Origin of the sequence: Enterobacter cloacae complex sp. SHL001 (assembly GCF_049236825.1) — a bacterium.
In the GTDB taxonomy this organism is placed as follows: domain Bacteria; phylum Pseudomonadota; class Gammaproteobacteria; order Enterobacterales; family Enterobacteriaceae; genus Enterobacter; species Enterobacter hormaechei_C.
In genome coordinates, this window is sequence record NZ_JBMKIP010000001.1 from 55,614 (window position 1) to 69,100 (window position 13,487).

The window sequence follows — 13,487 nt, forward strand, 5'->3', positions numbered from 1 at the left end:
AGACAGAATATTTACATTTTCCTACCCTAATCTTGTGGTCATACCCGTCACCAGAAATCACGGGGATGTTTAAGCAAGGATTATGTGTGAGCCGTACAACGACCGTTGATATCGCGCCGGCCAGCGACATTGATGATTTACCCGCAGCACCGCAGCCGGTTCAGTTTATTAAACGTGGTACCCCCCAGTTTATGCGCGTCACGCTGGCGCTCTTCTCAGCAGGTCTCGCCACTTTTGCCCTGCTCTACTGCGTTCAGCCGATCCTGCCGGTCCTGTCGCATGAATTTGGCGTGTCGCCAGCCAGCAGCAGTATTTCGCTCTCCATTTCAACCGGGATGCTGGCGATCGGTCTGCTGTTCACCGGGCCACTTTCGGATGCCATCGGACGTAAGCAGGTCATGGTAACGGCGTTAATGCTGGCCTCCGTGTGTACCTTGCTGTCCACCATGATGACCAGCTGGCACGGCATTCTGGTCATGCGCGCGCTGATTGGGTTATCCCTCAGCGGCGTGGCGGCGGTCGGGATGACCTATCTCAGCGAGGAGATCCACCCGAGCTTCGTGGCCTTCTCCATGGGGCTATACATTAGCGGGAACTCTATCGGCGGGATGAGCGGACGCCTGCTCAGCGGTGTGTTTACTGATTTCTTTAACTGGCGCATTGCACTGGCCGTTATCGGCTGCTTCGCCCTCGCTTCGGCGCTGATGTTCTGGAAAATCCTGCCGGAATCGCGCCATTTCCGCCCGACCTCCCTGCGTCCGAAAACGTTATTTATCAACTTTCGTCTGCACTGGCGCGATCAAGGGCTGCCCCGTTTGTTCCTGACCGGTTTCCTGCTGATGGGCTCGTTCGTGACGCTGTTTAATTACATCGGCTATCGTCTGATGCTTTCACCGTGGCATCTTAGTCAGGCATTGGTGGGTTTGCTCTCTGTGGCATATCTCACCGGGACATGGAGTTCGCCAAAAGCGGGCGCCATGACCGCGCGCTTCGGTCGTGGTCCGGTGATGCTGGTTTCCACCGCCGTGATGCTGTTCGGACTGCTGATGACGCTTTTCTCTTCCCTGTGGCTGATTTTTGCCGGAATGCTGCTCTTCTCTGCGGGCTTCTTTGCCGCGCATTCCGTTGCCAGCAGCTGGATTGGCCCACGCGCGCGCCGCGCCAAAGGTCAGGCTTCGTCACTGTATCTGTTCAGTTACTATCTCGGTTCCAGCATAGCCGGTACGCTCGGCGGGGTGTTCTGGCATAACTACGGCTGGAACGGCGTGGGCGGATTTATCGCGCTGATGTTGTGCGCGGCACTGCTGGTGGGCGCGAGCCTGCATAAACGTTTGAAATAGGTTAACGTTATCCCCGCATGAACGTAATTGTGCGGAGCTCATTTCTGACGTTAGTTATATTTAATTCAAAATTAAGAAAAATCAATGACTTATCACCATTTCGTGTATTTATCACCCTTCCCTCTCTCTGTAAGCTCATTGGCTCCATTCTATGAAAAGAGGGATTTTACATGGCTATTCCAGGCAACATGTGGTTGTACGATGACGGTGGTGCACTGATCAAAGGCGGTTGCGACGTGCAGCAAAGGGAGTACAGCATTGAATTTAAAGGTTTTCACCATAATCTTTCCACGCCGACCGATAATCTGACAGGTAAACCTACAGGTAAGCGCATCCACTCCCCGATGATGATTGTTAAGGAATTCGATTACTCATCACCATATCTCTATAAGGCAGTCGCCACTGGTCAGGCTCTGCAAAAAGCCGAACTCAAGTTCTACAAGATCAATGATGCAGGCCTGGAAGCGGAGTACTTCAATATTCTTCTGGAGGGCGTGCGGATTGTTTCGGTATCACCTGCCATGGCCGCGCCGGGTGACAACAATAATAACCACCTCGAAACGGTTGAATTGCGCTACGAGAAAATTACCTGGAAGCATAACGACGGCAATATTATTTTCTCTGATTCATGGAATGAACGGGCGACAGTGTAACTGGGGTCGATATGGATACAATCGAAGAAGTTAACGGCACTTACTTTTACAGAGGCCATTCAAACGTCACTCCGGGCGAGTTACTTGAGATCATTTTTCTGGAGGAGTTCTGTATAGAGTTGGGGATAGATGCCGTTTCAGGTGCAGCTATTTTGGGCGGGCAACCGTGGTTAGGTACGCGAACGAAGCCAGGGAATGCCATTGAAGGAACAAGCGTCATTTCAAAGTATGCGCGAATGATTTTGAAGGATGTTAAAACCCCATTCGGAATTCGAGTCAAAACACCGGTGGGTGTACGGATGAGAACAACAACAAGCCTTGCCGCTGTTATTGCCCGCTATTGTCCCTGGTTAGGTTGGGGGTCATTAGTTACCACCCTTTACAGAATTTCGACACGCACTCAGGAGAAATATAACCTGATCGCACGACCTAAAGACCGTATACAGTGGACATCGTTCTAATGCTGACAGACGAAATTAGCTCTAAAGTCCTTGATATGTTCAACGATGAAATTTCACGTGAACTTGACGATAACTGGAACGAGATATTGCTTGAACTCGATTCTGATTTATTCGGTTCACCAGGCGATGACCTCCACGATGCGTTAAACCGTTTCGAGAAAGAGTTTAACGTGGATTTATCTGGTGTTAACTGGTCTCGTTATTTCCCCTGGCAGAACACACCATTACTACAGCGCTGGTTTAAGCTGAAGCGGGAAGAGGTGGAAGCAACCCGCATCCCGTTAACCGTAAGAATGTTTGCTGAGTCCGCAAAAGCTGGAAAATGGCTCTACGACTGAATTGACAGGGGCTTCACGCCCCTGACATCAAAAGCGCACGGTTCCTCTCTAAATCGCGTTACACTCCCCAGACACTTTCAACCGAACGAGAACAATAACTATGCAGAAAAATGTTTCTTATCAAAAACTCACCCGCACCTTCCAGCGCCTCTCCCGCTTCTCGCACCTCTCCTCCATCGCCAGCTGGGACATGTTCACCATGATGCCGCCAGGTGGCAGTGCCGCGCGCGGTGAAGCGCTGGCGGAGATGAGCGTCCTGCAACATCAGATCCTGACCGATAAAAAAGTGGGTGAATGGCTGGCGGCGGCGGCAGACGAAGATCTGAATGACGTTGAGCAAGCCAACCTGCGTGAAATGACACGCCACTACCAGCAGGCCACTTTACTGCCGGAATCGCTGGTGGAGGCCAAATCGCTGGCGGGCAGCAGGTGTGAACACGCCTGGCGCACTCAGCGTCCGGCCAACGACTGGCAGGGCTTTTCAGCCAACCTGAAAGAGGTGGTGAAACTCAGTCGTGAAGAGGCCCGCCTGCGCGCTGAGGCTAAAGGCTGCACGCCTTACGACGCGCTGCTGGATATCTTTGAACCCGACATGACCAGCGCTCGCCTGGATGTGCTGTTCGGCGATCTGAAGTCCTGGCTGCCGGAGCTGCTGGCAAAGGTTGTGGAAAAACAGGCTCAACGATCGTTCGTTCCGCCACAGGGTCCCTTCCCGACCGCCACGCAGCGCGAGCTGGGCCTGGAAGCGATGAAAATGCTTGGCTTCGATTTTAATGGCGGTCGTCTGGACGTTAGCGCTCACCCGTTCTGCGGCGGCGTGCCGGAAGATGTGCGTATCACCACGCGTTACGATGAAGATGAACTGCTCAGCGCGCTTTTCGGCGTGATCCACGAAACCGGACATGCCCGCTACGAGCAAAACCTTCCGCGAGCGTGGGCCGGCCAGCCCGTTGCGCTGGCGCGCTCTACGGCGATCCATGAATCCCAGAGCTTGTTCTTTGAAATGCAGCTGGGCCGCAGCGACGCTTTCCTGAAGCATCTGCTTCCGGCGGTTCATGCCCGTTTCGGCAGCCAGGCGGCATTCAGCGAAGAGAATTTTATTGCCTGGAACCAGCGCGTGAAGCCGGGCTACATCCGCGTTGATGCGGATGAAGTGAGCTATCCGGCGCATGTGGTGCTGCGCTATGAGATCGAGCGCGCGCTAATCAATGGCGAAATTGAAGTCGATGATATTCCCGCGTTATGGGATGAGAAAATGCAGGCGTGGCTTGGGTTATCCACCAAAGATAACTACCGCAACGGCTGTATGCAGGATATCCACTGGACCGACGGCGGTTTTGGCTACTTCCCGTCTTACACGCTGGGGGCAATGTATGCGGCACAGCTGTTCCATGCCGCCAAAACTGCGCTGCCCGGGTTGCAGGCATCCATTGCCGGGGGCGATTTCTCGGCGCTGTTTGACTGGCTGCGTCAGAATATCTGGCAGCACGGCAGCCGTTTCAGCACGTCGCAACTCATCACCCAGGCTACAGGTGAAGATCTGAATATCCGCTACTTCCGCGAACACCTGACGTCCCGCTATCTGTAACCGAACGCGCCGGGGGGCCCACCCCGGCGTTGTACATATGGTTACACGCCGATACCAATCACTCACGGAAACCCCGAATTTACAGGGATATAGTTATTTCAACGGCCCCGCAGTGGGGTTAAATGAGAAACCAAATTCGAGGGTATGAAAATGAAAAAAGTATTAGCTCTGGTTGTTGCCGCTGCTATGGGTCTGTCTTCCGCTGCATTCGCGGCTGAAACTACCGCCACCGCAGCGCCTGCGGCATCCACCGCTGCTCCGGCCAAAACGGTTCACCATAAAAAACATCACAAAGCGGCTAAACCAGCGGCAGAACAGAAAGCGCAGGCCGCGAAAAAGCACCACAAAAAAGCGGCAAAACCTGCGGTAGAGCAGAAAGCCCAGGCGGCTAAAAAGCATCACAAAAAAGCGGCAAAACACGAAGCGGCTAAACCTGCTGCACAGCCAGCAGCGTAAGAGTACAAGCTTAACCGTGCCCTTCGGGGCACGTTGGTAAACCGGCGCTGAACGGGTTTGCGGTCAGCGCCGTTTTTTTATCCGGAGGGCGTATGCTGCGGCGCTATCGGTTTGAGTTCATTCTTATCCTGCTAATTTTATGCGCGCTCATCGCCAGCCACTTTTATCTTTCCTGAATGTAGCACGCTGATTTTACTCCCACTTTCTCGCCGTCGCGTCTATAGTATTTTCATAGGGTTCACTTTTAATAATCATAATTACCCCCACCAGAGTGTGATATGCGTAAATCTGTTGTGTTGTTACTGGGAACGTTTAGCCTTTTTGCTGGCTTTTCACATGCGGATGATGGCGACGATGACGCCATTAGCGCCAAAGAGGTAAAGACGCTGTTTTTTGGTCATGACGATCGTACGCGTGTCACCGATCCTACCGAATCGCCCTGGGATGCCATCGGGCAACTGGAAACCGCCAGCGGCAATTTATGTACCGCAACCCTCATTACGCCACGCCTTGCGCTGACGGCGGGTCATTGCCTGTTAATGCCGCCTGAAGGCAAACCGGATAAAGCGATCGCCCTGCGCTTTGTGTCGCAAAAAGGAATATGGCGCTACGAAATTCACGGTATTGAGGGGCGAGTGGATCCGTCGCTTGGCAAACGCCTGAAACCGGATGGCGATGGCTGGATTGTGCCGCCCGGGGCGGCCTCCTGGGATTTCGGGCTGATCGTTTTACGTTATCCGCCGTCCGGGATCACCCCGCTGCCGCTCTTTGATGGCGATAAGGCCGCGCTCACCGCCGCCCTGAAAGCCGCCGATCGAAAAGTGACGCAATCAGGTTATCCTGTTGATCACCTCGATTCGCTGTACACCCATACGGACTGCGTGGTGACGGGCTGGGCGCAAAACAGCGTACTGTCGCATCAGTGCGATACGCTACCGGGTGATAGCGGATCGCCCCTGATGTTAAAAACCGATAACGGCTGGCAGCTGATTGGCGTTCAGAGTTCTGCGCCAGCGGCGAAAGACCGCTGGCGCGCCGATAACCGGGCGTTGTCGGTGACCGGTTTTCGCGACCGGCTGGAAGCCCTGGCGCAGCAGTAGGTCACTCAGGCCAGTTTAATCATGATCATGCCGGCGAGCAGTAATACCAGCCCTATCCAGCCTTTATTGTTTAAACGCTGCCCGAACATAATCCAGCCTGCCGCCAGGGTGGCGGCAATACCGAAGCCCCCCCACAGCGCATAGGCCACGGACAGATCGATGCCTTTCACCGCCTGCGACAGGGCGCTAAACGCCCCCAGAACCGCGGCAATCGATAACAGGCCGTAGGCTTTGCGACGAAAACCGTCGGAGAACTTCAGAAAGACGTTGGCAATAATTTCCAGAACGATGGCGAAAGCCAGCCAGGCCGCGTGGATCCATTCAAACTGCTGCATGGGTCTGCTCCTTCTGCTGTTTTGCCGGTTTGCGTGTACCCGATTTAATCAGCACGATACCTGCGACCAGGGTCGTCAGCCCGGCAATTTTCATTGTCGTCAGGGTTTCATCAAATAACATGACGCTAAACAGCGTAATCAATAAAATACCAATACCTTCCCACAATGCGTATGCCACGCCCAGCGCGATTTTTTTAACCGCAAAAGAGAGGAAAATATAGGAAAGCGTAATCATGACCAGCATCAAAATAAAACCGGTGCTGCCATCACTCACGCTTGCCCATTTCATCGACAAGGTGCCGGTAATTTCAGCGACGATCGCCAGAGCTAATAAAATCCAGTAAAACATGTTTTTTCTCCTGCTTGAGAATATAATCCATCGAGGCTCGCTGCGGACAGCAAACCAAAAAATTGGGAATTAAATCAGTTAGCTAAGCGCATAGCGCTAGCTCAGGCAGAAGACGTGACTATAGCGCGGAACGCCAGTGTTGCTCACCAGAAAGCAGGCAGAGGGAGGTTGAAAACAGAGCAGAGTTGTTTGAAAAATACGTCCTGAACAAATTGTCCATAAAATTACAATTATCCGCGGTGTTGCTTCTCGTCTTTGCGGATGAAAATTGTCCTCGGTAGTTGAACACGCCTGATTTGTATCATAAGCCAGGAATTTACTCAAAGCCTTTTCATTTCTTTACCCAGTCTGTTTGATTTTGGTTAGTTTTTTTAATCCGCTTTCCCCTCTATTATAAATAAAAAACTGTTCAGGAACGTCCATGGCCAAACCTATTATCACCCTCAACGGGCTTAAGATCGTCATCATGCTGGGCATGCTGGTGATCATTCTGACCGGCGTTCGTTTTGCGGCCGATATCATCGTGCCTTTTATCCTGGCGCTTTTTATCGCGGTGATCCTCAATCCGCTAGTGCAGCGAATGGTGCGGCTGCGCATCCCGCGTGTGCTGGCGATAAGCCTGCTTATCAGTATTATTATCGTTGCGATGGTGCTGTTAGTCGCCTATCTGGGAACCTCCCTGAACGAGCTGGCGCGGACGCTACCGACATACCGCTCTTCCCTGGCGACCCCGCTGCTGCAAATTGAACCCTGGCTGCAACGCGCGGGTATCGAAGTCTCGGTTGAGGAACTGCTTAAATACATCGATCCGAATGCCGCCATGACGATTGTCACCAGCCTGCTGGCACAACTCTCCAACGCCATGACCTCGATTTTCCTGCTGTTCCTGACGGTTGTGTTTATGCTGCTGGAAGTTCCACAGCTGCCTGCAAAGCTCCAGCACATCATGGTGCGTCCGGTAGAGGGAATGGGCGCCATTCAGCGCGCGCTCGACAGCGTTTCACGCTATCTGGTGCTGAAAACGGCCATCAGCCTGGTGACGGGATTAGTGGTCTGGGGGATGCTCGCCGCGCTGGATGTGCGTTTTGCCTTTGTCTGGGGGCTGCTGGCCTTTGCGCTCAACTATATTCCTAACATCGGCTCCGTGCTGGCGGCGATCCCCCCTATCCTTCAGGTGCTGGTTTTCAGCGGTTTGTATGATGCCCTGATTCTGCTGGCAGGCTATCTGGTGATTAACCTTGTCTTCGGGAACATTCTCGAACCACGGATAATGGGACGCGGGCTGGGGCTTTCAACCCTTGTTGTGTTCCTGTCCCTGATTTTCTGGGGCTGGCTGCTCGGGCCTGTCGGCATGCTGCTCTCCGTTCCGCTGACAATTATTGTCAAAATTGGCCTGGAGCAGACCGCCGGTGGACAAAGTATCGCTGTACTGCTGAGCGACATGAGCCATAAGGCCGATTAATTGTCCATCGACAGCATGGGCTTACCCGTTCTTCCCGCTTCGCGATAGTTGCCCACTGCCCGCTGCCATTCCGACAGCGGGTAGAGGGTGACATCGCTGCACTGGCTGGCGCGCAGTTTAGGCCAGATGCGCCGAAACTCCGCCTGCCACGCCTCAGCGCTCAGCGCGTCCAGATAGTTACGAATGTGAAACCACGCCACGCGCGGCAACGGCCGCTGCTGCCGGAAGGTCTGCCCGGAGAGTAGCCCGTAGCAGACAAAGGTGCCGGTTTCGGGCATCACGCTCAGGATCGTCTCCGCCAGACTGCCGCCCGTGGCGTCGTACACCACCTCCGCTTGCGCGGCGGCAGCGTTGACGGCGGTCGTATCATGTTGCGCAATCGGGACGATCCCCATTTCAGCCAGACGTTGAGCGTGCACGGGCGAACGATGGATCCCGTAAACCGCCTCCGCACCCGCCTGACGTGCCCATTGCCCGAGCAGAACGGCGCAGTCAGAACCGGCAGCGGTGAGCAGCACCGTTTTCCCGACCGGAGGATAGCGGTCCAGCATCATCTGTGCGGCAAGCGGGTTGATATACGCCCGCGCGGCAAGTAGCGAGTCGACGTCGTCCGGGACGGGAACCGCATACGCCGCCGGGCAGTCGACATAGCGCTGCCAGGTTCCCTGCCCCCGTAACGGCAGGACCCGCTTGCCCAGCAGCGCCGGATAAGCGGCGGGCGTTTCGGTCACTATTCCGACCCCTTCATAACCGGCTATCGCAGGCAGCGGCGTGCGATGGCGATATGCTCCGGTGATGGGGATGAGATCAGAGGCGTTCACCGGGGAAAAAAGCATGCGCACACGTATCTCTCCCGGCTGTCGCGGCGACAATGGTGTAGTTTCCGCTTGCAGTACCGATTCAGGCTCACCAAACCGGCGATACCAGAGGGCCAGATTAAGCATTGCGATCGCGCCATCCCATTTCCGGTGCGACATGTTTCAGGATGGACTCGATCACATGTGCGTTGTATTCCACGCCCAGCTGATTCGGCATGGTAAGTAACAGCGTATCCGCTTCCGCGATCGCTTCATCCTTTTTCAACTGTTCAATCAGCTTGTCTGGCTCTGCGGCATAGCTGCGTCCGAAAATGGCCCGCGTTTTCTCATCCAGATAGCCCACGCTGTCGCTTTCATTGCGGCTTGAACCGAAATACATCCGGTCGCGATCGTCCATCAGGGCAAAAATACTGCGGCTGACCGAAACGCGTGGCTGACGGGTATGCCCTGCCTCAGCCCAGGCCTGTCGGTAGGCTCGGATCTGTTTTGCCTGCTGAATATGGAACGGCTCGCCGGTTTCATCATCTTTCAGCGTTGAGCTTTGCAGGTTCATCCCCAGTGTTGCCGCCCATACTGCCGTTGCATTAGAGCCAGCCCCCCACCAGATACGATCGCGTAAGCCTTCTGAATGCGGCTCCAGACGCAACAATCCCGGCGGGTTTGGGAACATCGGCTGTGGGTTAGGCTTTGCAAACCCTTCACCGCGTAATACATCAAGCAGTACCTCAGTGTGGCGGCGCGCCATATCAGATTCGTTTTCCCCTTCCTGCGGTACGTAACCAAAATAACGCCAGCCATCAATCACCTGCTCCGGGGAACCCCGGCTGATACCAAGCTGTAATCGCCCGCCGGAGATGAGATCTGCCGCGCCAGCATCTTCCGCCATATACAGCGGATTTTCATACCGCATGTCGATCACGCCCGTCCCGATTTCGATGCGTTTGGTTTTCGCGCCTATTGCAGCCAGCAAGGGGAATGGCGAACTGAGCTGGCGGGCAAAGTGATGCACACGGAAATAAGCCCCGTCCGCGCCCAGCTCTTCGGCGGCGACCGCCAGATCGATGGACTGTAGCAGCGTGTCAGCCGCGGTTCGCGTGCCGGACTGGGGTGACGGTGTCCAGTGACCAAACGACAAAAATCCGATCTTTTTCATAGTGGAGTATCCTGATAAAGCATTGCGTTATCCCTACTCTACGCATTAACGAATGAGAATAAATGGTGATTATTTAACGGAATGCTTCAAATAAACTGACAGAAATACGCAAATCGCACGCTGCCTTCCCGCAGAGGAGGCATTCTCCTGACATCTCATAATGGGATATAGTGTGAATTATTCTCTTTTTAACAGGTAACATCAGCAATGGCTCTGATCCCCAAAAACTACGCACGGCTGGAAAGCGGCTACCGTGAAAAAGCGCTAAAAATCTACCCCTGGGTTTGTGGACGCTGCTCGCGTGAGTTTGTTTATTCAAATCTTCGTGAACTCACGGTTCACCATATCGACCACGATCACACCAATAACCCGGAAGATGGCAGTAACTGGGAGCTGTTGTGCCTGTTTTGTCACGATCACGAACACTCAAAGTACACCGAAGCGGATCAGTATGGCACCACCGTTGTCGCGGGTGAGGATGCGCAAAAAGACGTGGGTGTCGCCACGTTTAACCCCTTTGCCGATCTCAAGGCGATGATGAACAAGAAGAAGTAATATCGACGGCTTCACTGCCCATACCTGTCGTATGGGCACTTATATTCCTTAAACATTTCATTAAATACCCTTTCCGCCAGATTTGCCTCGCCGCCATTCTGAACATAACCCTCTCCCTCCTGCATCCGTACGACGTCACTCCTCGTTCCCCCTTGATCTTTGCTATCAACATACAATACTGTATATAAAAACAGTCTTAATTAACGGTGATCATAATGCAGTTTTTCACCCCTCCTGGCGATACCAGAGCGAGCTGACCATGTTTGCACTGTGTGATGTGAACGCTTTCTATGCTTCCTGTGAAACGGTTTTTCGCCCGGACCTGAAGGGACGACCGGTGGTCGTCTTGTCCAATAACGATGGGTGCGTCATCTCTCGCTCCGCTGAAGCCAAACCCTTTGTGAAAATGGGTGAACCGTACTTCAAACAGAAAGATCTCTTCAGGCATCATGGCGTGGTTTGTTTCAGCAGTAATTATGAACTTTACGCGGATATGTCCAACCGGGTAATGAACACGCTTGAAGAGATGTCGCCTCGTAGCGAAATATACTCAATTGATGAGATCTTTTGCGATCTTACCGGCGTGCGTAATTGTCGCGATCTTTCCGACTTTGGGCATGAAATGAGAGCGACCGTACTGCAACGCACCCATCTGACCGTCGGAGTGGGCATCGCACCCACAAAGACGCTGGCGAAACTGGCAAATCATGCGGCGAAACGCTGGCAGCGCCAGACGGGAGGCGTTGTTGATTTATCCAATGTGGATCGTCAGAGAAAGCTGATGGCGGCGCTACCCGTCGAAGACGTTTGGGGTGTAGGACGTCGCATAGCGAAGAAGCTTGAGATGATGGGGATTAAGACCGTCCTGCAACTGGCAGACACCGATATCCGGTTCATAAGAAAACATTTCAATGTCGTGCTGGAGAGAACGGTGCGTGAATTACGGGGCGAATCGTGTCTTGAACTGGAAGAGTTTGCCCCGGTAAAGCAAGAAATCGTCTGTTCGCGCTCGTTTGGCGAACGCCTCACCGAATATGACGATGTACGCCAGGCCATCTGTAGTTATGCCGCCCGGGCAGCAGAAAAACTTCGCAATGAGCATCAGCATTGCCGCTTTATCTCCGTATTTGTTAAAACCTCGCCCTTCGCGCTTAACGAGCCATATTATGGCAATAGCGCGTCGGTAAAACTGCTCACCCCAACCCAGGATAGCCGGGATATTATCGGCGCATCAGTTCGTTGTCTGGATGCGGTCTGGAAGAACGGCCATCGGTACCAGAAAGCCGGAGTGATGCTGGGAGATTTTTATAGCCAGGGCGTCGCGCAACTTAATCTGTTTGACGACAACGCACCCAGGAAAAACAGCCAAAAGTTAATGGATGTATTAGACCATCTGAATGCTGAAAATGGCCGTGGCACGCTTTACTTCGCGGGACAGGGTATACAGCAGCCGTGGCAGATGAAACGGGAAATGCTTTCACCCCGCTACACCACCCGCTTTGCGGATCTCCTCACTGTTAAGTGATATTAACAATTGCTGCTAAGTTGTAATTTTCCCCTTGCCGGACCGGACAAATCGGTTATCGTGCCAGGCAACTTTCGCAGCAATAAAAGACAGTGGGATGCGCTATGGCGATTTTTGATGGTCACAATGACCTGTTGCTTAATTTATGGCTTCACCATCGCCAGGATCCGGTAACGGCCTTCTTCTCCGGCATTGAGAAGGGACACCTCGATTATCCACGCATGCAGCAAGGCGGATTTTCCGGCGGGCTGTTCGCGCTGTTCGTGCCGCCGCAGGAGTATATCGCCCGCATGGCGCCACAATACGCCAGCGAGCCGTGGCAGCCAGTCGACATTCTCTGGCAGCAGCTGACGATCCTTAAGCAGCTTGTCGCCCACTCCGATGGCCGGGCGCGATTGTGCCTGAGCGCGGCGGATATCGAACGCTGCCGTCAGGATAAAGTGCTGGCGATAGTGGCGCATATTGAGGGCGCGGGCGGTTTTGACGGCGAGGGAGACGATCTACAGGCTTTCTATGCCGCCGGGGTGCGCAGCATTGGGCCTTTCTGGAACATTGCTAACCGTTTCGGCACCGGCGTTAACGGGGCGTTTCCCGGCAGCCCGGACAGCGGCCCAGGGCTTACCGCTGAGGGTATCGCCCTCATTAAGCACGCTAACGCCCTGAACATGCTGATTGACGTTTCGCATATGAATGAAAAAGCGTTCTGGGATACCGCTCGTCATTCCTCTTCACCGCTGGTCGCCACCCATTCCAACGCCCATACGCTGTGCCCGCAACCGCGCAATCTGACCGATCGGCAGCTGCTGGCTATCCGCCACAGCGGCGGCGTGGCAGGCGTCAATTTCGGCAACGCGTTTTTGCGCGCCGACGGTAAACGCGATAGCGATACCCCGCTGAGCACAATCGTTCGTCATATCGACTATCTTATTAACATCATGGGTGACGATCATGTCGCGCTGGGCTCCGATTTTGACGGCATTACGTTGCCTGATGATTTACACGATGTGAGTGGTTTACCACGGCTAATCAGCGCATTGCGTGACAGCGGCTATGATCAATTTGTGCTGAATAAGCTGCTGTGGGGCAACTGGCAAAAGGTATTGCAAAATGTTTGGCAACAATAGGTTACGTTGTAAACATTAAGTTAATTCCTTACATCTTTCGGGTTGAGCTTTGCCCTCCTGTGACGCATTATTTGATGACCATCACAAAACTGGCACAAACAATGGCGTTGGTGCTGCTTTTTTAAAGAGGAATAAACGATGTGGAAGAAACCTGCTTTTATTGATTTACGTCTTGGCCTGGAAGTGACCCTGTACATTTCCAACCGCTAATCGCTCTGCCCGCCATCCGT

At 53.7% G+C, this 13,487-nt stretch carries 18 protein-coding genes; 13 read left to right on the forward strand and 5 right to left on the reverse strand.

Going from position 1 to position 13,487, the window contains the following annotated elements:
* The first annotated feature begins 86 nt into the window (after positions 1-86).
* The 8 genes from ACOTYH_RS00270 (at position 87) to ACOTYH_RS00305 (ending at position 5,936) form a co-directional block, all read left to right on the forward strand.
* The gene (locus ACOTYH_RS00270; RefSeq protein ID WP_045907537.1) at positions 87-1,340 is read left to right on the forward strand and encodes an MFS transporter; all 1,254 of its coding nucleotides are present in this window, start codon (positions 87-89) and stop codon (positions 1,338-1,340) included.
* A 170-nt stretch (positions 1,341-1,510) separates the two neighbouring features.
* On the forward strand, positions 1,511-1,993 hold the full coding sequence (locus ACOTYH_RS00275; RefSeq protein ID WP_047733695.1) for an Hcp family type VI secretion system effector: 483 nt from the start codon (positions 1,511-1,513) through the stop codon (positions 1,991-1,993).
* Between the two features lie 11 nt (positions 1,994-2,004).
* Positions 2,005-2,454, forward strand: coding sequence for an STM2901 family protein (locus tag ACOTYH_RS00280; protein WP_045907534.1), 450 nt, complete (start codon positions 2,005-2,007; stop codon positions 2,452-2,454).
* Positions 2,439-2,792 (forward strand): DUF1493 family protein, encoded by a 354-nt coding sequence (locus tag ACOTYH_RS00285; protein WP_229296604.1) that lies wholly within the window; start codon positions 2,439-2,441, stop codon positions 2,790-2,792. Before ACOTYH_RS00280 ends, ACOTYH_RS00285 begins: the two co-directional genes overlap by 16 nt.
* 100 nt (positions 2,793-2,892) lie before the next feature.
* Positions 2,893-4,380: a carboxypeptidase M32 gene (locus ACOTYH_RS00290; protein WP_045907532.1), complete on the forward strand. Its 1,488-nt coding sequence runs from the start codon at positions 2,893-2,895 to the stop codon at positions 4,378-4,380.
* Positions 4,381-4,530: 150 nt separating this feature from the next.
* On the forward strand, positions 4,531-4,836 hold the full coding sequence (gene asr, locus ACOTYH_RS00295) for an acid resistance repetitive basic protein Asr (protein ID WP_003857459.1): 306 nt from the start codon (positions 4,531-4,533) through the stop codon (positions 4,834-4,836).
* Between the two features lie 92 nt (positions 4,837-4,928).
* The gene (locus ACOTYH_RS00300) at positions 4,929-5,012 is read left to right on the forward strand and encodes a hypothetical protein (protein ID WP_057979992.1); all 84 of its coding nucleotides are present in this window, start codon (positions 4,929-4,931) and stop codon (positions 5,010-5,012) included.
* Positions 5,013-5,114: 102 nt separating this feature from the next.
* Positions 5,115-5,936, forward strand: coding sequence for a trypsin-like serine peptidase (locus ACOTYH_RS00305; protein WP_003857461.1), 822 nt, complete (start codon positions 5,115-5,117; stop codon positions 5,934-5,936).
* A gap of 5 nt (positions 5,937-5,941) precedes the next feature.
* On the opposite strand, the gene mdtI is transcribed toward ACOTYH_RS00305, so the two are convergent.
* From mdtI to ACOTYH_RS00320, 3 genes are all read right to left on the reverse strand, one after another.
* Positions 5,942-6,271, reverse strand: coding sequence for a multidrug/spermidine efflux SMR transporter subunit MdtI (gene mdtI, locus ACOTYH_RS00310; protein ID WP_003857463.1), 330 nt, complete (start codon positions 6,269-6,271; stop codon positions 5,942-5,944).
* Positions 6,258-6,620 (reverse strand): multidrug/spermidine efflux SMR transporter subunit MdtJ, encoded by a 363-nt coding sequence (gene mdtJ, locus ACOTYH_RS00315; protein WP_015570633.1) that lies wholly within the window; start codon positions 6,618-6,620, stop codon positions 6,258-6,260. Before mdtJ ends, mdtI begins: the two co-directional genes overlap by 14 nt.
* Positions 6,621-6,738: 118 nt before the next feature.
* Complete coding sequence (locus tag ACOTYH_RS00320) at positions 6,739-6,909, reverse strand: hypothetical protein (RefSeq protein ID WP_006808891.1); 171 nt, start codon at positions 6,907-6,909, stop codon at positions 6,739-6,741.
* A 132-nt stretch (positions 6,910-7,041) separates the two neighbouring features.
* On the opposite strand from ACOTYH_RS00320, the gene ACOTYH_RS00325 reads away from it, so the two are divergent.
* A complete protein-coding gene (locus ACOTYH_RS00325) occupies positions 7,042-8,082 on the forward strand; it encodes an AI-2E family transporter (protein WP_003857467.1) in 1,041 nt (346 codons plus the stop codon).
* Here ACOTYH_RS00325 and ACOTYH_RS00330 read toward each other — a convergent pair.
* On the reverse strand, positions 8,079-9,026 hold the full coding sequence (locus ACOTYH_RS00330) for a zinc-dependent alcohol dehydrogenase family protein (RefSeq protein WP_017384558.1): 948 nt from the start codon (positions 9,024-9,026) through the stop codon (positions 8,079-8,081). The genes ACOTYH_RS00325 and ACOTYH_RS00330 overlap by 4 nt on opposite strands.
* Entirely contained in the window at positions 9,019-10,053 is a 1,035-nt protein-coding gene (locus ACOTYH_RS00335; protein WP_045347993.1) for an LLM class flavin-dependent oxidoreductase, read from the reverse strand. Before ACOTYH_RS00335 ends, ACOTYH_RS00330 begins: the two co-directional genes overlap by 8 nt.
* 207 nt (positions 10,054-10,260) lie before the next feature.
* Here ACOTYH_RS00335 and yajD point away from each other — a divergent pair, with 207 nt between their 5' ends.
* The 4 genes from yajD to pqqA all read left to right on the forward strand — a co-directional run bounded on the left by yajD (position 10,261) and on the right by pqqA (position 13,467).
* A complete protein-coding gene (gene yajD / locus ACOTYH_RS00340; protein WP_006808895.1) occupies positions 10,261-10,608 on the forward strand; it encodes an HNH nuclease YajD in 348 nt (115 codons plus the stop codon).
* A 259-nt stretch (positions 10,609-10,867) separates the two neighbouring features.
* Positions 10,868-12,133 (forward strand): Y-family DNA polymerase, encoded by a 1,266-nt coding sequence (locus ACOTYH_RS00345; protein WP_023303648.1) that lies wholly within the window; start codon positions 10,868-10,870, stop codon positions 12,131-12,133.
* Positions 12,134-12,237: 104 nt separating this feature from the next.
* On the forward strand, positions 12,238-13,257 hold the full coding sequence (locus ACOTYH_RS00350) for a dipeptidase (protein WP_421637480.1): 1,020 nt from the start codon (positions 12,238-12,240) through the stop codon (positions 13,255-13,257).
* 138 nt (positions 13,258-13,395) lie between these two features.
* Entirely contained in the window at positions 13,396-13,467 is a 72-nt protein-coding gene (gene pqqA, locus ACOTYH_RS00355) for a pyrroloquinoline quinone precursor peptide PqqA (RefSeq protein WP_002905689.1), read from the forward strand.
* Positions 13,468-13,487: the final 20 nt, after the last annotated feature.

Excerpts from the sequence above, each read along its gene's own strand:
- ACOTYH_RS00350 (WP_421637480.1), top strand. The coding sequence starts at position 12,238 with ATGGCGATTTTTGATGGTCACAATGACCTGTTGCTTAATTTATGGCTT.
- yajD (WP_006808895.1), top strand. The coding sequence starts at position 10,261 with ATGGCTCTGATCCCCAAAAACTACGCACGGCTGGAAAGCGGCTACCGT.
- ACOTYH_RS00275 (WP_047733695.1), top strand. The coding sequence starts at position 1,511 with ATGGCTATTCCAGGCAACATGTGGTTGTACGATGACGGTGGTGCACTG.
- ACOTYH_RS00305 (WP_003857461.1), top strand. The coding sequence starts at position 5,115 with ATGCGTAAATCTGTTGTGTTGTTACTGGGAACGTTTAGCCTTTTTGCT.
- ACOTYH_RS00290 (WP_045907532.1), top strand. The coding sequence starts at position 2,893 with ATGCAGAAAAATGTTTCTTATCAAAAACTCACCCGCACCTTCCAGCGC.
- ACOTYH_RS00325 (WP_003857467.1), top strand. The coding sequence starts at position 7,042 with ATGGCCAAACCTATTATCACCCTCAACGGGCTTAAGATCGTCATCATG.
- asr (WP_003857459.1), top strand. The coding sequence starts at position 4,531 with ATGAAAAAAGTATTAGCTCTGGTTGTTGCCGCTGCTATGGGTCTGTCT.
- ACOTYH_RS00345 (WP_023303648.1), top strand. The coding sequence starts at position 10,868 with ATGTTTGCACTGTGTGATGTGAACGCTTTCTATGCTTCCTGTGAAACG.
- ACOTYH_RS00300 (WP_057979992.1), top strand. The coding sequence starts at position 4,929 with ATGCTGCGGCGCTATCGGTTTGAGTTCATTCTTATCCTGCTAATTTTA.
- mdtJ (WP_015570633.1), bottom strand. The coding sequence starts at position 6,620 with ATGTTTTACTGGATTTTATTAGCTCTGGCGATCGTCGCTGAAATTACC.
- ACOTYH_RS00280 (WP_045907534.1), top strand. The coding sequence starts at position 2,005 with ATGGATACAATCGAAGAAGTTAACGGCACTTACTTTTACAGAGGCCAT.
- ACOTYH_RS00335 (WP_045347993.1), bottom strand. The coding sequence starts at position 10,053 with ATGAAAAAGATCGGATTTTTGTCGTTTGGTCACTGGACACCGTCACCC.
- mdtI (WP_003857463.1), bottom strand. The coding sequence starts at position 6,271 with ATGCAGCAGTTTGAATGGATCCACGCGGCCTGGCTGGCTTTCGCCATC.
- ACOTYH_RS00330 (WP_017384558.1), bottom strand. The coding sequence starts at position 9,026 with ATGCTTAATCTGGCCCTCTGGTATCGCCGGTTTGGTGAGCCTGAATCG.